This is a genomic window from Gordonia sp. SMJS1, assembly GCF_029866425.1.
Lineage (GTDB): Bacteria > Actinomycetota > Actinomycetes > Mycobacteriales > Mycobacteriaceae > Gordonia > Gordonia hongkongensis.
In genome coordinates this window covers 1,384,317-1,405,904 of sequence record NZ_CP123381.1, presented here as the reverse complement: position 1 = coordinate 1,405,904, position 21,588 = coordinate 1,384,317, and the positions used below count along the sequence as shown (strand labels likewise).

Below are 21,588 nucleotides of genomic sequence, written 5' to 3'. Positions count from 1 at the left end.
GCAAATTATCTGCCATACTGGTCAGGTGCTGCATTCGGTTGGTGTCCTCCTGTACGGACACGTCGCGCTCTTCGAATTCGGTGTCGTGCACGAGGTGTTCGGCCTCGACCGCACCGACGACGACGTCCCCGCCTTCGACTTCCGGGTCGCCACACCGGACCCCGATACCGCGCTGGCCGTCGGCAACGGGGTGTCGATCCAGGTGTCGCACACTCTGGACGAGTGCCGCGACGTCGATCTCGTCGTCATCCCCGGCGGAAGCGTCAGCGGCGACTACCCCGCCGAGATCCTGGACACCATCCGTGCGGTCGTCGACAACGGCGGACGTGTCCTCACCGTCTGCTCGGGCGCGTTCGTCGCCGGCGCGGCCGGACTCCTCGACGGCCGTCGGTGCACCACCCACTGGCGCTACGGCGACCATCTCGCGCGCATGTTCCCCCAGGCGCAGGTCGACACCGACGTCCTCTTCGTCGACGACGGACCCGTGACCACGAGCGCCGGCACAGCCGCCGGGATCGACGCGTCGTTGCATCTGGTCCGCGAATCCTGGGGACCGGCCGTCGCCAACCGCATCGCGCGGCGCATGGTCGTGCCGCCACACCGCGACGGCGGACAACGCCAGTTCGTCGAGGCCCCGATGCCGGCGTGCACCGACGAGGGCTTCGGATCGCTCCTGGCGTGGATGACGGCCAACCTCGACCGCGACATCAGCATCGACGACATGGCGTCCCGGATGCACATGTCCGGACGTACCTTTGCGCGTCGCTTCGTCGACGAGGTCGGCATCTCGCCTCGCCGCTGGCTGACCGAACAGCGAGTGCTGTCGGCGAAGAACCTGCTCGAGACGACCAGCGCCAGCGTCGACGAGGTGGCACGCCAGGTCGGCTTCACGTCGGCGACGCTGCTGCGACACCATTTCGCCGCGAGTGTCGGCGTCTCACCACTCGTCTACCGTCGGCGGTTCGCGAAATCCGGCGCGAGTTCCTAGCCGAAACCCCGCCAGACGGGACTCGCGCAGTGGAACGGCCAGGCTGGTGCCCTCGGTAGGATTCGAACCTACGACCTACCCTTTAGGAGAGGGTTGCTCTATCCCCTGAGCTACGAAGGCGGACCGCGAAGAGCCCACGGTGGCGCGGCTCCCCGACAGCGGGAGTCTACGCGAGCGACCTCACCCGGCCACACCACACACCTCAGATGGTGAAGATCGTGTAGTTCGTCCCCTGGCGCCGGTTCTCGGCCCGCACCCGACCGACGAACACGACCGCGAGCGCGCCCGCCGCCAGCGCACCGACCCCGGCGATCAGCGCCGACTGCCCGGTGTTCCAGGTGAGAGCCAGTCCCGCGCCGACGATGCAACCGATCGCGCAGAGCCCGGCACACACCATGAGAATCATCATCTTCTTCATGCCGGTCACCCTGCTGGACGGCGGAACGGGTGTCATGATCAATTGTTGATCAACCAGAAGCCCGAATCGGAAACGCCTTCGAGGAGCACGGACACCCATGGACGCCGATCGCCGAGCCGTCGCGTTCAGCACGATGCCGGTCGTGACGCTGCTCGACGCCGACGGCCGGCCGGTTCCGCTACGCCCCGCCGCACATCGAGCGCTCGTCCTGCTGCTCCGGCACCGGCATACCGGCATCACCCGCAAGGACCTGGTTGCCGGGATCTGGCCCATGACCAGGCCGCAACACCCCGACGCCGCTTTACGGACCGTCCTCAGTCGCCTCCGCGAACGCCTTCCCGCGGACTGCCTGCACCAGACCGACGGTCGCATCCGCCTCGCCGGGCTGGCCGGCCCCGGTCACGTTCCGCCGCCGTTCGTCGGGCGCGACGCGGAGATCCACGAGCTCACCCGTCTGCTCGACACACACGATGCGGTGCTCGTCACCGGATCGTTCGGCGTCGGCAAATCCCGGCTCCTCGCGGAGTTCGGGGGCAGGCAGCCATGGCGCCGCGAGATCGTGACCGTACCGACGTCACTCCACGCGCTCCACGCTCGTTCCGGCGCAGATGATCCCGTCGAGGCGCTTCGGCGGGACCTGATCGCCGGGGAACAGCTGCCGACCCTCGTGATCGCCGACGACATCCACCGCGCCGACCCCACCGTCCTCGAGTTCCTGATGGCACTCACCGACCTGGGCCCGGTACGACTCCTCGCTGCCGCGCCCACCGAAGATGCCGTGCCCGGCTCGATCACGAGGCATCTGCGGACCAGCCGATGGGCGAACCTCGCGTTGGGGCCGTTGGACGGTTCGGCCGCGGCCGTCCTGGGACGCATGGTCGGCGCCCGATCGGACGTCGCGGCCGCGGCGGGGAACCCCGAGCTGATCTGCGCCCTGGCGCGCGAGAACGTGCCCGGACGCGGTGTCGTCGATGCCGTTCGACGCCGGTTGTCCGCTCTCCCCCGGGACTGCGCCGACACCCTCGCGCTCGTCGTCCTCGAAGGTCTGCTCGACTGGGAGTGCATCGCCCGTCTTGACGCACTGGACTCGATCACCCTCCTCGAGGACCACGAGTTCGTCGTCACCGATGCGACGGGCGCCCACCCGATCTCCGCGCTCGTCGCCGGCGCGGTCGAGCGGTCGGTGACGCCCGCACGCCGTCGGCGATTCGCCGAACGTCTTCATGCCGCCGCCACGACACCCGTCATGCGTGCCACCTGGGGCCTCGTCGTCGGCGAACCGGTGACCTCCGCAGACCTCCTGGCCGCCAGCGCTTTTCACCTCCGATCCGGCGATCCCGACGCGGCCGAACGATTCGCCGGCTCCGCGTGGGCGTCGGATCCGACCCCCGACACCGGGTTCACGTGGGCGCACGCACTCGCGCTCGGCACTCGGCCCGGCCACGAGATCCGGTCCCGACTCGCCGGGATACGCGCGACCTCTCCACTCGACACGCCCTCGATCGCCGTCGCCGCGGCAGTCTCGACCTTTCTGAAAGATGCCGATCCGGACGGTGCGAGACGACAACTGCGGACGATCAGCGAACAGAACCATCCGCTCGGCCAGGTGGCGGCAGCCCTGCTGGACACCTACACGGGCCGGCCGACGCCGCGACACCCTGGCACGTACTGCAGGAGAGCGCCGACCCGGTCTCGCGCGGCGCCGCATGGGCCGCGTGGTTCCTCGCGTCCGATCTGGCCGGAGACCCGAACCTCGCCACCCGGCTGCCGGACTCCGGGCGAATCGCCGCGGAAGGGCTGGCGGACGCGCAGCTCCACGCGATGCGCGCCCGCGCCCTGCTCTCGAGCGGCGACCCGGACCCGGCGAGGCGGCAACTCGCGCTCGCCGCGTCGACGACATCACTCGGCGACCTCCGCATGCGCGCGTGGCTCGCGACCATCCGCTCCGAGCTGCACTTCGAGGACGCGGACTTCCCCGCCGCGGCGACTCAGGCCGGGCGGGCCGCCGGCCTGCTCGCCAGGAGCAGACACCGCAGCGACGAACGCATCGCCCGGCACTGGCTCGCGCTGACTCTGGCGGCTTCCGGCGCCCTCGACGATGCCGAGGTCGCGCTCGTCGATGCCGAACGGTTGCCCGCGGCCGCGGTCATCGGCGACCACCACGGTGACGCGGCCCGCGCTCTGATCGAATGGGACCGCGGCCGACCCCGAACAGCTGCCGAATGGGTCGCCACCGGTTACGACCGGGCGGCACGGCACGGGATCGCCGATCCGGTGTCGCTGTGGGTGGTCGCCGGACTGGCGGCGCCGCCGAGCCACCTCGCCGCGTTCCACACCGCCACCGCCACGCCGGCACGTGCGCGGATCGTGCGGCAGCTCCGCGATCGCAGATCCTCGGATCCCCGGGTCGCCGGCCTGACCGGTCGTGAACGCGAGGTGCTGCGGATGTACGCGAGACGACTCACCGCCGAAGAGATCGCCGCTGAACTCGGGCTCGCCACCACGACGGTGCGCAACCACGTCGCCAAGAGTTTCCGCAAGCTCGGCATCGGGAGCCGCCGGGACATCCCCGACGATGTGTGACGCCCGGCGTCGCATTGCGAGCGCCGGTACGATCGAACCCGGGTGCGAACCGGACATTTCCGGCTGTGATCGTCACCACTGAGGACACCCCGGCGTTGAGGTTCCTGCCAGCCTGTGTCCGTACACTGCCTACCGCATACGTTCTACCGTTTCACCCGGGGAGGTCTTTTCGTTGGTGCACGCGGCATCAGGATCGGCGCGCACCGCCGACGACGACGAGACCACGGCCACCGCTGTCGAGTCGCCGGACTCCGCCACCGTGGCACCCCGTCCCGCCGAGTCGGCCCCTCCCGCGCCCACGACCAAGCCCCGCGGTCGGGCGCACACCGCCGACTTCGTCCGGGTCGTCCTGTTCACCTTCGTGGTCGTCGCGCACAGCATCAACGCCATCAACGGCGGTGCCGACGAGATCAGGGGCGCGAATCTCGTCGGCACCCTGTGCCACCTGACCCGATACGGCTTCGTGGCGGTGACCCTCTACGTCCTCGTGCTGAGCATGCAGGGTCGGGAGATGTCGCCGTGGCAGTTCTGGCGGCGTCGTTTCGGGCTCGTCGTCGGCCCCTACCTGGCATGGACGCTGATCTACACGATCACCGACCACATCATCATCGCCGACAATCCGTTCCCGCCGATCAGTGAGATGGCGCCGCGCCTCGCGCACGACCTCCTCGTCGGCGAGGGCAAGTACCAGCTGTACTTCCTGCTGATCTCGATGCAGATCTACCTGTTCTTCCCACTGATCTCGTGGCTGTTCGAGCGGGGCCGCGGCCGACCGTGGCTGATGCTGGCCGGCGGAACCGCGATCCAGCTCCTGGTGTTCGTCATCTACCAGTACCTGCCCCGACCGTCGGGTCAGGTGTGGGACGTCGCCTACCAGCACCTGTGGAAGACGCTGCCGATGTACGCGCTCTTCATCACCATGGGCGTGCTGGCCGCGCAGCATCGCGAGGCGGTCGATCGTTGGCTCCGCGACCACATGGCGATGGTCGTCCTGGTCGCGGCGGGCTGCGCGGCCTTCACCGTTGCCGGATACCTGTTGGCGACATCGCCGGGCAACGTGCCGTGGAAGGCCAACACCGCCTGGAACCCGGTGTCGCTCCCCTGGTTCATCGGCGGCTTCGTCCTGCTGTGGCTGATCGGCCTCGTCTGGGATGACCGACGCGCCGCCGGCCGGCCCGCCGGCGGAAAACTGGTCTCCCAGGCGACCCTGCGCGCTTTCGGGGTCTTCGCGGTACACCCGCTGATCCTGGACGTCCTCGGACGCGTCGGATTCCTCAGCGGCCTCTTCGACTGGTTCCCGCATTCGGCGATCCTGCGCTCGATCATCTTGGTCGTGCTGGTACTGACGGCCTCGCTGGCGCTCGTCGACGTCCTCCTACGCCTACCGTTCAGCAAATGGCTCACCGCCCGGCCCCGCATCCCCCTGTTGCCGAAGCGGAACAAGAAGAAGCAGAACCGGGCGGTGGAAGTCGGTCAGTCGGCGGGGGCTGAGAAGGAGTCCGCCGGCTAGTTTCTGGCTAGTTGTACTTCGGGTTGTTGATCACCGGGATCTCGATGTTGATCGGCATCCGCAGTTCGGACATGTAGAAGAGCACGAACTGGCGGAGGAACTCGTCGAACAGCCAGTACGCCTCACGCGGCATGCCGACGTTGAGCAGGCCCTCGCGGATCTGTACGTACGGACCCCACGCCGTCTCGAGCAGCGGGCTCCACACGGGCTCCCGCGGGATCTGATACCAGTTGGCGACCTTGTCACCGAGCACGAATCGCGTGAGCGCCCCCAGGACGCCGCGCGAGATCAGCGAGAGGTCGAGGTTCATGCCGAGGTCGAGCAGCATGTCGGCGAGCTTGCGACCCTCGGGGGTCGGCGCCAGGATCGGGTCGAGGACCTGCTGCGCCTGCGAGTCGGCGGCGGCCCAGGAGGCGGGGATGTACTCGTCCTGGACGCCCAGCAGGCGAGCGGTGATCTGCCACGAATGCAGGAATCCGGCGGATTCGTCGGCCGCGATCGGGACGTTCCACATGTCGAAGTTGCGCATGACGGTCGTCGGCAGGCTGTGCCAGGTGACCATGATGTCGGCCTGACTGATCGGCTTCTTCTCCGTCGCGCCGTGCACCCAGTGCGGCGACTGCGGCAGGAGGTGTCGCACGCCGGCGTGCGCCATACGGGTCTTCACGCAGGTCACGATCATCTCGCCGCCGGGCTGATAGGCGTTGAGCGATCCGATGTCGTATCCGAGCTTCGCGGTCTTGGTGATGCGGTCCTTGAGGTCCCATCCGCCCTTGGAGTAGTAGACCGACCGGGCCTCGCGCGGGATGACGGTGCTCATCATGCCGCTGGCGAAGCCGTACAGGACGCCGAGGTAGGTTCCGCGCTTCTGGTTGAATCGGACCGCGTCGGCCAGCTTGGCCTGGTCGGCCCACGCGGGCAGCTGACGAGCGTGCTCCATGAAGTCGCGCAGTTCCGAGGGCAGCCCGGCGGGCAGCGGCTGCGAGTTACGATGCCACGTGCGCAGCAGGCGATTGACGTTGCGCACCTGCCCGCTGTCGATGACCTTGGCGATCACCGGGTCGGCCTCGTCGTCCCACAGCTGCCGCGGGTCCGCGCCGCGACCGCGGCCGGGCACCGAGTTCGCCGGCGACCACGTCCACGGCGTCGTCTGCGAGAGCGCCGCGACCGCACCGGCTGCGCCGACGACACCGCCCGCGCGTATCAGGTTCCGCCTGTTCAGATCTTCCATGACCCCGTCCCATCACTTCCATGTATCAATGTGACAAACAACGTATCCTTGTATCATTGTTACCACCGCGTGGTCCAGAACACACCTCTTTCGCGAAATTTGCGATCATGGAAGCTCATGCGGTCATGATGTGAGGAAGGGGGTGAGGCGAGTGACCACGCAGCCGTCCGGCGCTTCGCTGTCCAGCTCGCTTCTCCAGCGGGCGTTTCTCGAATCCGCGGCTCAATCCGACGAGGCCGCCGATCCCACCGCCGAACGTCTGCTCGACGCGGCCTTCGAACTCTTCTGCCGGCTGGGCGTGCAACGGACGCCGATGGAGAAGGTGGCGAAGAGCGCCGGCGTCACGAGAGTCACCCTGTATCGCAAGTTCGCCACCAAGGACGCCCTGGTCGACCAGGTGGTGCTCCGCGAGTTCCGTCGGTACTTCGACCGGTTCCGCGCGGAGATCCCCCGCGCCGACACCGTGGCCGACCGCGTCGTGGTCGGGTTCGTCGGTTCGCTGCGGGCGATCTCCGGCAACCCGCTGATCGGTGAGATCAGCGACGCCGAGCCCAGCATGCTGATCGAATCGATGATCGGCGGCGACGGCATGCTGCTCGCGACGGTCCAGCACTTCGTCGCCGCCCAGCTGCGCCGGGAACAGCTGGCGGGCAACATCTCCGACGAACTCGACGTCGATCTCGTGGCCGAGATGATGGTCCGCATCTCCGCGTCGTTCCTCACCGTGCCCAGCCGCGTCGTCGACATCACCGACGACGCGCAGCTCGCCACGGTGGCGCGCCAGTTCCTCGTACCGATGCTCAATCCCGCGCAGTAAACCGCCGAACCTGTAAAGATCAGAGCGCTCACCACATCTGAGGAGACTGACGATGCGCTCTTGGTCTGTGATCATCATCCTGGCCGTCTCACAGTTCGTGATGGTGCTCGACAGCACCGTGATGAACGTGTCCATCTCGGTCGTGGCCGACGACCTCGGGACCTCGATCACCGGCATGCAGGCCGCGATCACCTTCTACGCGCTGACGATGGCCGCCTTCATGCTGACCGGAGGCAAGCTCGGCGACTTGATGGGGCGCGCAAGAGCATTCAAGATCGGTGCGGTCATCTACGGCATCGGCTCGCTGACCACGGCGCTGAGTCCCAACCTGACCGTCCTGCTCATCGGTTGGTCACTCGTGGAGGGGCTGGGCGCGGTGCTCGTCATCCCCGCGATCGCATCGCTGGCCGCCATCAACTACACGGGCAAGGCCCGGGTCACCGCATTCTCGATCCTGGGCGCGGTCACCGGACTGGCCGCCGCTGTCGGCCCGCTGCTCGGCGGCGTGATGACCACCTATCTGTCGTGGCGCTACGTGTTCGTCGCCGAGACCGTCGTCATGGTGGCGGTCCTGTTCGCGGCCAAGCTGATTCGTGACGTACCCCGCGACCCGGAGGTACGCATCGACCCGCTCAGCGTCGTGGCATCCGCCGGCGGGCTGTCGCTGATCGTCTACGGCGTACTGCAATCGAAGACGTGGGGCTGGCTGAAGCCGCAGCATCCGCCGGAGCTCGGCGGGGACGAGATCGCCCCGCTGGGTGTCTCCCCCGTGGCGTACCTGTTGCTCGCCGGGGTCGTCGTGCTCTGGTTGTTCGTCCTGCGGCAGCGCACCCTGGCGACGTCCGGCCGCCAACCGCTGCTGCGTGTCGAACTCTTCCGCATCGCTGCTCTCCGAAGCGGACTCGGCGGTTTCCTCGCCCAGTACTTCGCGATCGCCGCCCTGTTCTTCGTGGTTCCCGTGTACCTGCAGACGATGCTCGGACGCGATGCACTGCAGACCGGGGTGAAGATCCTGCCGCTCTCGGTCGGGCTCGTCCTGTTCTCGATCCTCGGATCCTGGCTCACCGCACGGCGTTCCGCACGGTTCATCGCCCGCGGCGGACAGATCACGATGGCGCTGGGGACGCTTCTCGTCATCGCCTCGGTGGGAATCGATCTGCGCAACGCCGCCTTCGCCGCGGGCATGTTCGTGGTCGGTGCCGGCTTCGGTCTGCTCGCTTCACAACTCGGCAACGTCAACATGTCCGCTGTCGAGGAGAAGGACACCTCGGAGGTCGGCGGCCTGCAGGGCACCTTCCAGAACCTGGGGTCGTCGTTCGGCACCGCGGTCGCGGGATCGGTCTTCCTGCTCATGCTGTCGTCGGGCTTCGTGTCGGCGGTCAACGACGCCGAGAACCTCTCCCCCACCGACCAACAACGCATCATCGCCGCCGTCGACGAGCAGGGAGTGCCGATCATCTCCGCCGACGAGGCGCGCACCCTCGTCCTCGACGCGGGCGGCTCGGAGGAGTCCGCACAGGCGGTGTCACAGGCCTATTCGGATTCGCAGATCGCGGCCCTGCAGCAGTCGCTGTTCGTCGTCTTCGGCCTGCTCGTGCTGGCGTTGCTGTTCTCGCGGCACCTGCCCAACCGGATACCGGAACCCGGCCCGGCGCTCGAACGGCAGTCGGCCGAGCCCGAGCCGAAATCCGGCTCCTAGTCGATCTTCTTCCTGATCGTCGCTTCTGTGTGCCGCACCGCCTGAGCGGCGAACGGTCCCACGACCTTGCCGAGGAGTTTGCCCGCCATACCGCCGGGGAGGTTGTAGTTGATCTCGACGTCGAGTTCGGTGCCCGATCCACCGTCCGCGTCGGCGAACCGCCACGTCGTGTTCGCGTCGAAACCCTCGACGGCCTTCAACTCGATGAGCTCGTTCTCGACGTACTCGGTGCACTCGACCACCGACTTCAGTGTCTTCGGCCCGACGTCCATCGAGACCGCGAACTTCGCGCCGAGTCCGCTGGTCTTCTCCGTCGTCGGCTCGAACCGGGTGACCCCGAGCAGGTACTCCGGGACGTTCTGGTAACCGTCGATGTAGTCGAAGACCCGCTCGCGCGGCCTGTCGATCTTCGCCTGATGCCGTACCACTCCCACGATTCTCCCCGTTCGTCTCGTCCGGCCGACCATGCCGGTGCGGCCCTCCGCCTCGACCCTATGCGGTCACGGCCGCTGTCCTGAACATTCGACCCAGTTCGCGTCGCGAACGGCCACTCGGTCAGTACGCTTGGCCGATGACGGCCGGGTCCGGAGTCTCTCGAGTGGTACGTGTCCTCGTCGTCGCGACGGCCACCACCTTCCTCGCGACTGCCTGCGGCTCGGATCCAGCCGAGCCGGAAGCGAGTCCGGTCACCTGCGCCGAGATCCCCAACGGCGAGATGATCGACGCCCAGACGATGACGGACGCACCCACCGACATCGCCACCAGACCGGAAGTCGCGTCCGGCTTCCGAACAGGGATGAGACCGGTCGTCACCGACACCTACGCAGCGGCAACCGCCAATCCGCTCGCGACCCGCGCGGCCTGCGAGGTGCTGCGCGACGGCGGGACGGCCGCCGACGCCCTGGTCACCGCGCAGATGGTGTTGGGACTCGTCGAGCCGCAGTCCTCCGGGATCGGCGGAGGCGCCTTCGCGCTCTACTACGACGCGGGGTCGAAGAGCGTGCGGGCCTTCGACGGTCGCGAGACGGCGCCGGCGGCGGCCACCGAGACCTACCTGACCCGGATCGCCCCCGACGATCCCACCCCACCCGTGCCGAGTGCCCGCGCCTCGGGACGGTCCATCGGCGTGCCGGGCGTGCTGCGCATGCTCGAGATGGTCCATGCCGACTTCGGCGGACAACCGTGGCGAGATCTGTTCGATCCGGCGATCGAATTGGCCGACAACGGGTTCGACATCAGCCCGCGGTTGGCGACCGCGATCGCCGCGTCGGCGGCCGAACTCGGCGCCGACGACGAGGCCCGCTCCTACTTCCTCGGGAGTGACGGCGCCGCGAAGCCGGCCGGCGCCCGGCTCGTCAACCCCGCGTACGCCAAGACGCTCGGCACCCTCGCCGCCGACGGCGCGGGCGCGATGTACGACGGGCCGCTCGCCCGAGCCATCGTCGCCGAGGCCGGCAGCACCGCGGGCGGCATGACACCGAGCCTGATGACCGAGCAGGATCTACGCGACTACCGTGCCATCGCCCGGGAGCCGGTGGTCACCACCTATCGGGGGCGACAGATCGTGGCCATGCCCGGACCGTCGTCCGGCGGGATCGCCGTCGCGTCGGCGCTGGGCATCCTGGCGAACTTCGATCTGCCGTCGATGCCGCCGTCCGATCTCGACGCCGACGGCGGGCGTCCCGACCCAGCCGCCGTGCACCTCGTCACCGAGGCCGAACGCCTCGCCTACGCCGATCGCGACAAGTATGTGGCCGACCCGGACTTCGTCCCGCTGCCCGGGCGCGGGGTCGCGACCATCCTCGATCCGGCCTATCTGCGGTCTCGGGCAGCGCTCATCTCACCCGACTCCTCGCTCGGCGAGGCGCCGGCGGGTGACCTCGGACCGGTGCCCCTGGGGTCGCACCCGGGCACCGAACACGGAACCAGTCACATCACCGTCGCCGACCGGTACGGCAACGTCGCCACGATGACGACGACCATCGAATCCGCCTTCGGCAGTTACCACATGGTCGACGGGTTCCTACTCAACAACGAGTTGACCGACTTCTCCGCCGAACCCCGCGACGACGACGGGACGCTGCTCGCCAACCGGGTCTCGCCGGGCAAGCGGCCGCGCTCGTCGATGGCGCCCACACTCGTTCTGCAGCCCGGCGCCGACGGAGCGCCCGCCGAGGTGGTCGCGGCCCTGGGTTCCCCCGGCGGGTCGGTGATCATCCAGTTCGTCATCAAGACGATCGTCGGGATGCTGGACTGGGGCCTCGATCCCCAGCAGGCCGTATCGATGATCGACTTCGGCTCGGCCAACACCCCGACCTCCAACGTCGGCGGCGAACACCCGCTCGTCGACACCACCGACGACGGCGCACACGATCCGTTGGTCCGCGGCCTCCGGGAACGCGGAGCCGAGGTGTCGGTCGAGGAACAGTCGAGCGGGCTCAGCGCCCTGCTGCGACAAGGCGGCGGCTGGATCGGCGGCGCCGATCCGCGCCGCGAGGGCGCGGTGATGGGCGACAACGCGACGCTGCGGTAGACCGTCGCGCCACGGGTTCTCGGAAAACGGCGTTGCTCCGATCGGTTCCGAGGGGCACTAGTTTTCCTCGGCGTCACATGGGGGCAATCGGGCGCATACACCCAGCTCATAGCGTCGAAGCGCTCGCAATTGCGACAAACGGTGTAGCGACGTCGTCGTGCGCCCCCGCGCACAGGGGGCCCAGATCATCCAGGAGTGTCCATGAGTGGCAGCATGTCCCGCCGACAGGCGATCGAGGCCGTGACGACCTACGACGTGTCGGCGCCGGGGTTCACCGAACCCCTCGCAGACACGTTCGGGCGCAATGTGTTCAGCCTGTCGGTCATGAAGAAGCGGCTGCCCAAGCACGTTTTCAAGGCGGTCGCCGCGACCGTCGACACCGGGTGCGCGCTCGACCCCACCCTCGCCGATTACGTCGCGGTGGCCATGAAGGACTGGGCCATCGAGAAGGGCGCCACCCACTACGCCCACGTCTTCTACCCGCTCACCGGTTTCACGGCCGAGAAACACGACTCGTTCCTCGAACCCGACTCCACCGGTGCATCGCTCGCCGAGTTCGCGGGCAAGACGCTGCTGCAGGGCGAGCCCGACGCGTCGAGCTTCCCCAACGGCGGTCTGCGCGGCACCTTCGAAGCCCGCGGCTACACGGGCTGGGACGTCACCAGCCCGGCGTACATCCTGGAGAACCCGAACGGCAACACCCTCTGCATCCCGACGATCTTCATCTCGTGGACCGGCGAGGCCCTCGACAAGAAGACCCCGCTCCTGCGCAGCCAACAGGCCATGAGCAAGCAGGCCATGCGGTTGCTCCGCCTCTTCGGCCACGACGACGTCGACACCGTCGTCTCCTACGCCGGCGCCGAGCAGGAGTACTTCCTGATCGACGAGCACTTCTTCTATGCGCGACCAGATCTCATGACCTGCAACCGAACCCTGTTCGGCGCACCGCCGTCGAAGGGCCAGGAGTTCGACGACCACTACTTCGGTGCCATCCCGGAACGAGTGCTGTCGTTCATGATCGAACTCGACCGCGAGCTGTTCAAGCAGGGGATCCCGGCGAAGACCCGGCACAACGAGGTCGCGCCCGGCCAGTTCGAGATCGCACCGGTCTTCGAGCGGTCGGTCCTCGCCCACGATCATCAGCAGCTGATGATGACCACGATGAAGGCCGTCGCCGAGAAGTACGGTATGAAATGCCTGCTGCACGAGAAGCCGTTTTCCGGCGTCAACGGTTCGGGCAAGCACGTCAACTTCTCGCTCGGCAACGCCAATCAGGGCAACCTGCTCAATCCCGGCGACACCCCGCACGAGAACATGCAGTTCCTGACCTTCTGCGGCGCGATCATCCGCTCGGTACACCTCTACGGCGGGCTCCTGCGCGCGGCGGTCGCGTCGGCGTCGAACGATCATCGTCTCGGCGCCAATGAGGCTCCGCCGGCGATCATCTCGATCTTCCTCGGCGACCAGCTGATGGACGTCTTCGAGCAGATCGCCAAGGGCGGCGCCACCGGTTCCAAGGCCGCGGGGGTCATCGAACTCGGGGTCGACACCCTGCCGCCCCTCAAAGCCGATCCGGGGGATCGCAACCGCACCAGCCCCTTCGCGTTCACCGGCAACCGGTTCGAGTACCGCGCACCGGGTTCCAATCAGTCGATCTCCGATCCCATGGTCGCCATCAACACGATCCTCGCCGACTCCATCGACTTCATCGCCTCGGACCTCGAGAAGCTCCTCGCCGACGGTCTCGAACTCGCGGACGCCGTCCAGAAGGTGTTGCAGGAGATCGTCAATGCCCACGGCTCGGTCATCTTCAACGGCAACGGCTACTCCGACGAATGGCAGGAAGAGGCCGCCGCCCGCGGACTGAAGAACCTGCGGACGACGGTCGACGCGGTGACGGAGTACACCTCGCCGGAGGTCGTCGAGATCTTCGAGAAGTACGGCGTGCTGTCGGCCCGCGAGCTCGAGGCCCGCGAGGACGTCATCTTCGAGTACTACGCGCTCACCCTCCTCGTCGAGGCCAAGGAGACCGCGGAGATCGCCAAGACGATGATCATGCCGGCCGCGATCCGGTACCAGGGTGAGCTCGCCGGGACCGCGGCGTCGCTCAAGATGGCCGGAATCGAGGCTCCCACACCGCTGCTCGAGGAACTGACCGGACTGATCAGCACGTTGCACGACGGGTTGACGGCCCTCGATGCCGGTATCGCCGGCATGCACGGCGAGTCCACCTTCGAGGAGTCGAAGTACGCGCTGGAAAAACTGGTCCCGGCCATGGCCGCGGTCCGCGAGGTCGCCGACACCCTCGAGTCCATCGTCGCCGACGATCTGTGGCCGCTGCCGACCTACAACGAGATGCTCACGATTCTCTGATCCCGCATCGTCGACACGCCCCTTGCGCATCGCGCAGGGGGCGTGTTGCTGCGCGCCTGGAGTTGTGTGGCGTGACGCCCATCCGCGCACCCGCATTAGCATCTCTACCCTCCCGTGAGGGTAGAGTTGGTCCGTCCTCGTCTCAGCGGGCAGCTCGGCGGCGAGGGCTGACCGGGCAGAGAGGACAGGTCGTGACCGACGACGGGACCGACACCGCCGAGCACCTGCAGATCGGCGCGGTGGCAACGGAAACCGGGTTGTCCATCAAGACGATCCGCCACTACGACGAGGTCGGTCTGGTCGTCCCGTCCGCCCGCTCGGCCGGGGGCTTCCGGCTGTACACCCGGGCCGACATCGATCGGCTGTTCGTGATCCGGCGGATGAAGCCTCTCGGTTTCACCCTCGACGACATGCGCGCACTCCTGCACGCCGAGAGTGTCCTCGACGACTCCGACGCGGCGCCGGCGGACCGGCGGGCGGCACTCGAGGAGGTCGCGGAGTTCCGGCAGCGCGCACGACTGGCGTGCGAGAAGCTCGAGCGGCAACTGGAGTATGCGCACGAACTCACCGCCCAGCTGTCGGATCGACTGACCGATCCCGCGTCCGCCGGTAGGGCGACGTAAGCACTACCCCAGCGGCCACCGGGTACCGGTGCGGGCCTCGGCCTCCGTCCACAGTCGACCGGCCAGTTCGTAGTCGCACGCCGTGAGCGACCGGCCCGACAGCACCGGGAGTGGGCCTGTTCGCCTCGTTCACGATGGCGGTGACGATCGCCATCGTCGGCGGCCGTCCGGCAATGATCTCCGCCGCCACCGGGGCGGTGGCGCTGGTGGTGGCGCCCCTGGTCGCCAGTCACGGCCTGGATCACCTGATCGCCGCGGTGCTCCTCGCCGGGGTCATCCAGATCGTCCTCGGCGCAGTGGGTGTCGCCCGTCTGATGCGGTTCATCCCGCGCAGCGTGATGGTCGGATTCGTCAACGCACTGGCCATCCTCATCTTCACGGCTCAACTCCCCCACCTGCTGGGGGTGCCGTGGCTGGTCTATCCCCTCGTCGCGGCGGGGCTCGCGATCATCGTCGGTCTGCCGCGGCTCACCACGGCGATCCCATCACCACTCGTCGCGATCGTGCTGCTCACCGCGGTCACACTCGCCGTCGGGTTCTCCGTCCCCGACGTCGGCGACGAGGGCGACCTGCCCGACAGTCTGCCCAGCCTGTTCATCCCCGACGTTCCGTGGACCTGGGACACGTTGACGGTCATCGCTCCCTACGCCTTCACCATGGCACTCGTCGGCCTCCTCGAATCGCTGATGACCGCCAAGCTCGTCGACGACCTCACGGACACCCACTCCGACAAGACGCGTGAAGCCACCGGTCAGGGCATCGCCAACATCGTGACCGGTCTCTTCGGCGGCATGGGCGGGTGCGCGATGATCGGCCAGACCATGATCAACGTCAAGGAGTCCCGGGCCCGCACCCGCATCTCGACGTTTCTGGCCGGACTCTTCCTGCTCATCCTGGTCGTCGGGCTGGGTGACATCGTCGCGCTGATCCCGATGGCCGCGCTCGTCGCCGTCATGATCATGGTGTCGGTCGGCACCATGGATTGGCACAGCGTCAACCCGAAGACGTTGCGGCGCATGCCGAAGAGCGAGACGGCCGTGATGCTCGCGACCGTCGTCGTCACCGTGGCCACCCACAATCTCGCGTACGGGGTGATCGTGGGCGTCCTGACGGCGATGGTCCTGTTCGCGCGCCGGGTCGCCCACTTCACGGAGGTGGTCGATGTCGCCGATCCCGAACCCGGAACCCGCGTCTACGCGGTGCTGGGCGAGTTGTTCTTCGCGTCCAGCAACGACCTCGTGTACCAGTTCGACTATGTCGGCGACCCGGACGACGTCGTCATCGACATGAGCGGCGCACACATCTGGGACGCGTCGACGGTCGCTACGCTCGATGCCGTCACCACCAAGTACGCAGCCAAGGGCAAGACCGCCACCATCGTCGGCCTCGACGACCACAGCGCCGAACGTCATCGACCGCGGGTCGACCCCGGCGATGATCGAGAACGAGATGGCCTCGGGGATGAGCGCGAGCGCGACCACGAGACCGGCGAGGACCTCGGTACGCAGGCGCCGCGGGGAGCGCAGGGTCGCCAGCACCGACTGTTGTCGGGCAGGAGTCAGCACCTCGGCCGTCATCGGCGTCTCGACTTTCGTGAGGTAACGGAAACGTCTGTCGCGGAGGGGGTCACCCACCCTCGCGGGCGTCGGGCGATTCCGACGGCCGACGCCGCCCCGCAGCCGCGCAGTCCCCACGGTCCGTCGACCCCCACGTAGCTGCCCGGCGGGATCGGCTCGGTCAGACAGTGCAGGGTGGGTGCCGCGCCGGCGTCGAGATCGTTGCCGACGACACCCGCCAGGCCCTGCGCCGCGCGGTGCAGAACGCCCAGGCCCGGCTTGTTCGAGATGTTCGACGCGGCCCAGCCGGGATCGGTGAGCATCGAGGTCACCGGCGACCCGACGTCGCGCAACCGTCGGTCGAGTTCGAGGCCCCACAGCATCACCGCGAGTTTCGACCCGGTGTAGGCCCGCGGCGACGACCACCGGGCGCGTCGGAGGTCCAGGTCGGCGGGATCGATACGTGCTCGGCGATGCCCCTCCGAACCCACGGACACGATCTGCCGCCTGATGCGCGGCAGGAGCAAATTGGTCAGGGCGAACGGCCCGAGGAAATTGGTGCCCATGCCGAGTTCGAATCCGTCCCGCGTCGTCCGATGCTGATGCGGGAACATGCCGGCGTTGTTGACCAGCACATCGATCGGGCCGTCGAGTTCCTCGACGAAGGTCCGCACCGAGGCGAGGTCGGCGAGATCGAGCCGGATCACCTCGCAGTCACCGCCGAATTCCCGTGCGCGCCGGGCGCCGAGATCGGTGTCGCGGACGGCCAGGACCACCTGCACACCGGCCCGGGCGAGCGCGCGGGCGGTGGCCATCCCGATACCGTTCGTCGCACCGGTGACGACGACCCGCGAGCCGGTCAGGTCGGACAGGGACTTCGACGATGAGGGCATGGGCGCCACGGTACCCACCGGATGACCGGGCGGGGTGGCACTCGGCCGGCGGTGGGACTCGGGGGCGCAGCGACTCTCACCGAACGCGCAGGGACAGTGCCACGACGAGACGCGTCGCCGGGTCGTCGAGATCCATCCCGGTCAGGGTCTGCACGCGACGGATGCGGTAGCGCAAGGTGTTCGGATGGACGTGCAGCGCCGCCGCTGCCGCGCGGACGTCACCGAAATGGTCGAGGTAGGTGCGCAACGACGCGGTGAACTCGCTGCCGCTGCGAGTGTCGAGATCCGCGAGCCCGGCGACCCGGCTGTCGACGAGATCGGGGTTCTCCGAGAGCAATCCGATGATCTCGGCGAGCAGCACCCCGGTGCGGGATCGCTCGACGGTGGTGACGTCGTCGATCAGGTCGGCGTCGCGACCGGCGGCGTCGAGGACACGATCGATCGCAGAACGCAGATCGGTTGCGGCGGCGATGGTGTCGGGGCCGGCGACGACCGCGCGTGCCGATACGGCGAACTGGCGGTCGGCGGCGTCGACGGAGATCCGCGCCCACGTGACGGCGTCGTCGAGCGGGACGCCGGGGAGCACGACGTACGCGCGGTCACCGATCGTGACCGTGACCGACAGCGGACTGAAAGCGCTGGCGTGCAGCATGAGCGCCGAGACCTGCCCGGCGCGGATGCCGTCGGGGGCCGTGAACCCCACGACCGTCACCGTGGCGGTCGGCGCGATGCCGAGCTGGGCGGCGAGGTGGTCTGTGTCGACCGGGACTCCGCCGACACCGAGGAGTCGCCGGACCCGCTGATCGTGGTCGGAGCCTGCCGAACGCCGTCGCGAGATCACCCGGGCCGCAACAGCTGCGGCGCCGACGAGTACCTCGTCGGTGTCGCGGGCCGGCGGGCGCGACCCCTCCTGCAGCCAGACAACCCCCATCAGGACGTCGGAGCGATCGCCGGGTGGGCCCGACGCCGGACGGATGGCGACCGCGCGACGCGGCCGAAGTCCGAGATCGGTGCGTGCGTCGACCATCACGACTCCGGACGACTTCCGGACCGCGTCCATCACGCCCCACTCCCGCAACCAGGCCAGCATCTCCGGCGGCCCCTCGCGGCCCAGGATCGACAGTCTGCGCAATTCGTCGGCCTCCTCACCGGCCGAGCTGTAGGCGAGGACGTGCGCGTGCTCGTCCTCGATGCTGACCAGACCACCGGTCCGGCGGGCGACCTCCGCGGCGAGCTCGAACAGGTCGCCGGTGCTTCCCGACTCCATGGACTCGCCGCTCCCGACCGCGCCGCGTGCCGCGTCGAGCACCCGGGTGACGAGGTTGTAGATGCGTTCCCAGCGGGCGTGCGGATCGATGGCGATGACCGCGATGCCCAGTCGATCGGCGAGGCCGACCAGGGTCTGTGCGGGGTTCTTGGCCAGTACGGCGACCGGGCGGTGCGCGCCGAGGCCGCCGAGCCACTCCACGACGACGTCATCGGTGAGTCCGACCAGGAGGAACAGGTCGGCCGATCGGGCGGCATGCCCGAGCCCGTAGTGCACGTCGTCGGCGTCGACCATCGCCATCGTCGACACCGGCGCGTCGAGACCGCGGGGCGACGAGACCAGGGTCGCGACGGTCTGGTCAAGGGCGAGGACCAACCGCCCGAGCGCGATACCGGCAGTCTTGTCCATACGGACAAGACTACGAGCCCCACCTCGGCTGATCGGCCATATCGCGACGTCGAAGGGGACGGTGGACTGAGGTCATGGATGCCATCACCACTCCCCCTCGACCGTCGAACGAACCCGTCCACAGCTATGCCCCCGGTTCGCCCGAGCGTGCGCGCATCGTCGACGAGCTGGCGCTACAGTCGCATGCCGGCCGCCGCGAGTTCCCGCACATCATCGGCGGCCACCTGAGCCTCGGGGCGGGTGAGGAGATAGACGTCGTCCAGCCCCACGCACACCGCGAGGTACTCGGCTTCATCACCAATGCCACCCACGACGACGCCCGCGCCGCGGTGGACGCCGCCCGCGCCGCCGCCGCCGACTGGGCTCACACGAGCTTCGACGACCGCGCGGCCGTGATCCTGCGCGCCGCCGAGCTGCTGGCCGGGCCGTGGCGCGAGCGGATCGCGGCGGCGACGATGCTCGGCCAGTCGAAGTCGGTGCAGCAGGCCGAGATCGACGCCCCGTGCGAGCTCGTCGACTTCTGGCGGTTCAACGTCGCCTTCGCGCGTGAGATCCTCGCCGAGCAACCGGAGTCGTCGCCCGGGGTGTGGAACCGGCTCGACCACCGTCCGCTGGACGGGTTCGTCTACGCCGTGACCCCGTTCAACTTCACCGCCATCGCCGCCAATCTGCCCACCGCCCCCGTGTTGATGGGCAACACCGTCGTCTGGAAACCCTCCCCCACCCAGGCGTACTCGGCGCAGTTGACCATGGCGCTGCTCGAGGCCGCCGGATTGCCGCCCGGGGTGATCAACCTCGTCCACGGCGACGGTGCCGCGGTCTCGGATGTCGTTCTCGCCGATGAGGATCTGGCCGGGATCCATTTCACCGGGTCGACGAGGACGTTCCGTCATCTGTGGCGTGAGGTCGGTGCCAACATCGAGCACTACCGGAACTATCCGCGCCTCGTCGGCGAGACCGGTGGCAAGGACTTCATCGTCGCGCACGCCTCGGCCGAACCTCATGCGTTGCGAACGGCGTTGACGCGCGGCGCTTTCGAGTACCAGGGACAGAAGTGTTCAGCGGCGTCGCGCGCGTACGTCGCCAGGTCGGTGTGGGAGCGGATGGGTGACGAATTCCTCGGCGAGGCCGACGAACTCACCTATGGCGACGTCCGAGATCTGACGAACTTCGGTGGTGCGGTGATCGATCGACGCGCGTTCGACAAGCAGGTCGCGGCCATCGACCGGGCCAAGTCGTCGGCGTCGCTGACCGTCGCGGTCGGCGGCGTCTGCGATGACACCGAGGGGTACTTCGTCCGACCCACGGTCTTGGTGTCCGACGACCCGACCGACGAGGCGTTCGCCACGGAGTACTTCGGTCCGATCCTCGCGGTTCACGTCTACGACGACGCCGACTACGAGAACATTCTCGGCCTGGTCGATTCGACGGCGCAGTACGCACTCACGGGGTCGGTCATGGCGACCGATGTCGCCGCGGTGGCCCTTGCCTCCGACCGGCTGCGGAATGCGGCGGGCAACTTCTATGTCAATGACAAGCCCACCGGCGCGGTGGTCGGGCAGCAACCCTTCGGCGGCGGCCGGGCGTCGGGAACCAACGACAAAGCCGGGTCGAAGCAGAACCTGATGCGCTGGACCTCGACCCGCACGATCAAGGAGACGTTCTCACCTCCCACCACCTCGTCGTACCCGCACATGGTCGCCGACTGGACGGCGCTGTGATGGGGTCCGTTTTCGACACGGTGCTGCGGCCCGCGATCGTCGCCGCATCGCGCAGCGAGCGGATCAAGGACGCGTCCCAGCGGTGGCCTATCACCGAACGAGTGGTCCGCCGATTCGTGCCGGGCGAATCGCTCGACGCCGCCATGACCGCCGTCGGAGCCGAACTCGCCGACGGACTCTCCGTCTCGGTCGACTTCCTGGGCGAGGACACCCTCGACGAATCCCAGGCGGACGCCACGGTGACCGCGTATCTGGCTCTGCTCGAATCGCTGTCGAGTTGCCACTCGGCATCAGCCGGGTCGTTGGAGGTATCGCTGAAGCTCACCGCGCTCGGGTTGGGTCTGCCGGAGCACGGCGCGAAGATCGCCGAGGAGAACGCGCGCACGATCGTCGAGGCGGCCGAGGGCCTGGGCGTCGTGGTCACCGTGGACGCCGAGGATCACACGACCGTCGACCAGCGGTTGGCGATCGTGCGGTCGTTGCGCTCCGAGTTCCCGGAGACCGGGACCGTGCTGCAGGCCTGCCTGCGCCGCACCGAGGACGACTGCGCCGAATTCGCGGCGTCGGGCGCCCGAATCCGGTTGTGCAAGGGCGCTTATGCCGAACCGCCCGCGGTCGCGTTCACCGACCGCCGCCAGGTCGACGACAGCTATCAGCGGTGCCTCCGGATACTGATGAAGGGCTCCGGTTATCCGATGGTCGCCAGCCACGACCCCACGATGATCGACGCCGCGAGAATCCTCGCCGACGAATTCGGTCGCGCGCCGGACAGCTGGGAACACCAGATGCTGTACGGAATACGGGCCGACGAGCAGCGCCGGTTGGCAGCCGCGGGCGCACGCGTCCGGGTCTACATCCCCTACGGCGAGCAGTGGTACGGCTACCTCGTCCGACGCCTGGCCGAACGTCCGGCGAACCTGGGGTTCTTTCTGCGCGCGCTGGCCGGGTGAGGCCCCCAACCCGTCGAC

At 68.3% G+C, this 21,588-nt stretch carries 16 protein-coding genes, 1 tRNA gene and 3 pseudogenes; 12 read left to right on the top strand and 8 right to left on the bottom strand.

Features of this window, described 5'->3' with window-relative positions:
* Window positions 1–25 precede the first annotated feature (25 nt).
* Window positions 26–988, top strand: coding sequence for a helix-turn-helix domain-containing protein (locus tag QAD21_RS06410; RefSeq protein ID WP_065630810.1), 963 nt, complete (start codon window positions 26–28; stop codon window positions 986–988).
* A gap of 44 nt (window positions 989–1,032) precedes the next feature.
* On the opposite strand, the gene QAD21_RS06405 is transcribed toward QAD21_RS06410, so the two are convergent.
* A tRNA-Arg gene (locus QAD21_RS06405) sits at window positions 1,033–1,108 on the bottom strand.
* Window positions 1,109–1,190: 82 nt separating this feature from the next.
* A complete protein-coding gene (locus tag QAD21_RS06400) occupies window positions 1,191–1,442 on the bottom strand; it encodes a hypothetical protein (RefSeq protein ID WP_139104601.1) in 252 nt (83 codons plus the stop codon).
* Between the two features lie 61 nt (window positions 1,443–1,503).
* On the opposite strand from QAD21_RS06400, the gene QAD21_RS06395 reads away from it, so the two are divergent.
* From QAD21_RS06395 to QAD21_RS06385, 3 genes are all read left to right on the top strand, one after another.
* The gene (locus QAD21_RS06395) at window positions 1,504–3,477 is read left to right on the top strand and encodes a hypothetical protein (RefSeq protein WP_280360875.1); all 1,974 of its coding nucleotides are present in this window, start codon (window positions 1,504–1,506) and stop codon (window positions 3,475–3,477) included.
* Between the two features lie 374 nt (window positions 3,478–3,851).
* Window positions 3,852–3,989, top strand: coding sequence for a LuxR C-terminal-related transcriptional regulator (locus QAD21_RS06390; protein ID WP_280361626.1), 138 nt, complete (start codon window positions 3,852–3,854; stop codon window positions 3,987–3,989).
* Between the two features lie 175 nt (window positions 3,990–4,164).
* Entirely contained in the window at window positions 4,165–5,499 is a 1,335-nt protein-coding gene (locus QAD21_RS06385) for an acyltransferase (protein ID WP_280360873.1), read from the top strand.
* Between the two features lie 7 nt (window positions 5,500–5,506).
* Here the strand turns inward: QAD21_RS06385 and QAD21_RS06380 are convergent, their stop codons facing one another.
* A complete protein-coding gene (locus QAD21_RS06380; RefSeq protein ID WP_280360871.1) occupies window positions 5,507–6,730 on the bottom strand; it encodes an oxygenase MpaB family protein in 1,224 nt (407 codons plus the stop codon).
* Window positions 6,731–6,881: 151 nt separating this feature from the next.
* Between QAD21_RS06380 and QAD21_RS06375 the strand changes: the two genes are divergently transcribed.
* A complete protein-coding gene (locus tag QAD21_RS06375) occupies window positions 6,882–7,547 on the top strand; it encodes a TetR/AcrR family transcriptional regulator (RefSeq protein WP_068972455.1) in 666 nt (221 codons plus the stop codon).
* A gap of 52 nt (window positions 7,548–7,599) precedes the next feature.
* Complete coding sequence (locus QAD21_RS06370; RefSeq protein ID WP_280360868.1) at window positions 7,600–9,246, top strand: MFS transporter; 1,647 nt, start codon at window positions 7,600–7,602, stop codon at window positions 9,244–9,246.
* On the opposite strand, the gene QAD21_RS06365 is transcribed toward QAD21_RS06370, so the two are convergent.
* Window positions 9,243–9,680 (bottom strand): SRPBCC family protein, encoded by a 438-nt coding sequence (locus QAD21_RS06365; protein WP_269552545.1) that lies wholly within the window; start codon window positions 9,678–9,680, stop codon window positions 9,243–9,245. The genes QAD21_RS06370 and QAD21_RS06365 overlap by 4 nt on opposite strands.
* 137 nt (window positions 9,681–9,817) lie before the next feature.
* On the opposite strand from QAD21_RS06365, the gene QAD21_RS06360 reads away from it, so the two are divergent.
* From QAD21_RS06360 to QAD21_RS06350, 3 genes are all read left to right on the top strand, one after another.
* Complete coding sequence (locus QAD21_RS06360) at window positions 9,818–11,779, top strand: gamma-glutamyltransferase family protein (RefSeq protein ID WP_280360865.1); 1,962 nt, start codon at window positions 9,818–9,820, stop codon at window positions 11,777–11,779.
* Between the two features lie 201 nt (window positions 11,780–11,980).
* Window positions 11,981–14,152, top strand: coding sequence for a glutamine synthetase III (locus QAD21_RS06355; protein ID WP_058251564.1), 2,172 nt, complete (start codon window positions 11,981–11,983; stop codon window positions 14,150–14,152).
* A 191-nt stretch (window positions 14,153–14,343) separates the two neighbouring features.
* Window positions 14,344–14,775, top strand: coding sequence for a MerR family transcriptional regulator (locus QAD21_RS06350; protein ID WP_068972453.1), 432 nt, complete (start codon window positions 14,344–14,346; stop codon window positions 14,773–14,775).
* Between the two features lie 3 nt (window positions 14,776–14,778).
* Here QAD21_RS06350 and QAD21_RS06345 read toward each other — a convergent pair.
* A pseudogene (locus QAD21_RS06345) lies at window positions 14,779–14,883 on the bottom strand (dehydrogenase); the annotation flags it as partial.
* Window positions 14,884–14,909: 26 nt separating this feature from the next.
* On the opposite strand from QAD21_RS06345, the pseudogene QAD21_RS06340 reads away from it, so the two are divergent.
* Window positions 14,910–16,187: pseudogene (locus tag QAD21_RS06340) on the top strand (SulP family inorganic anion transporter); the annotation flags it as partial.
* Between the two features lie 3 nt (window positions 16,188–16,190).
* On the opposite strand, the pseudogene QAD21_RS25320 reads toward QAD21_RS06340, so the two are convergent.
* From QAD21_RS25320 to QAD21_RS06330, 3 genes and pseudogenes are all read right to left on the bottom strand, one after another.
* Window positions 16,191–16,352, bottom strand: a pseudogene (locus QAD21_RS25320) (SulP family inorganic anion transporter); the annotation flags it as partial.
* Window positions 16,349–17,224 (bottom strand): SDR family NAD(P)-dependent oxidoreductase, encoded by an 876-nt coding sequence (locus QAD21_RS06335; RefSeq protein WP_280360862.1) that lies wholly within the window; start codon window positions 17,222–17,224, stop codon window positions 16,349–16,351. The gene QAD21_RS06335 and the pseudogene QAD21_RS25320, both read right to left, overlap by 4 nt.
* Window positions 17,225–17,300: 76 nt before the next feature.
* Window positions 17,301–18,899: a helix-turn-helix domain-containing protein gene (locus QAD21_RS06330; RefSeq protein ID WP_280360860.1), complete on the bottom strand. Its 1,599-nt coding sequence runs from the start codon at window positions 18,897–18,899 to the stop codon at window positions 17,301–17,303.
* 74 nt (window positions 18,900–18,973) lie between these two features.
* Between QAD21_RS06330 and pruA the strand changes: the two genes are divergently transcribed.
* Both pruA and QAD21_RS06320 read left to right on the top strand, forming a co-directional pair.
* On the top strand, window positions 18,974–20,620 hold the full coding sequence (pruA, locus tag QAD21_RS06325; protein WP_280360858.1) for an L-glutamate gamma-semialdehyde dehydrogenase: 1,647 nt from the start codon (window positions 18,974–18,976) through the stop codon (window positions 20,618–20,620).
* On the top strand, window positions 20,620–21,570 hold the full coding sequence (locus tag QAD21_RS06320) for a proline dehydrogenase family protein (protein ID WP_280360857.1): 951 nt from the start codon (window positions 20,620–20,622) through the stop codon (window positions 21,568–21,570). Before pruA ends, QAD21_RS06320 begins: the two co-directional genes overlap by 1 nt.
* Window positions 21,571–21,588: the final 18 nt, after the last annotated feature.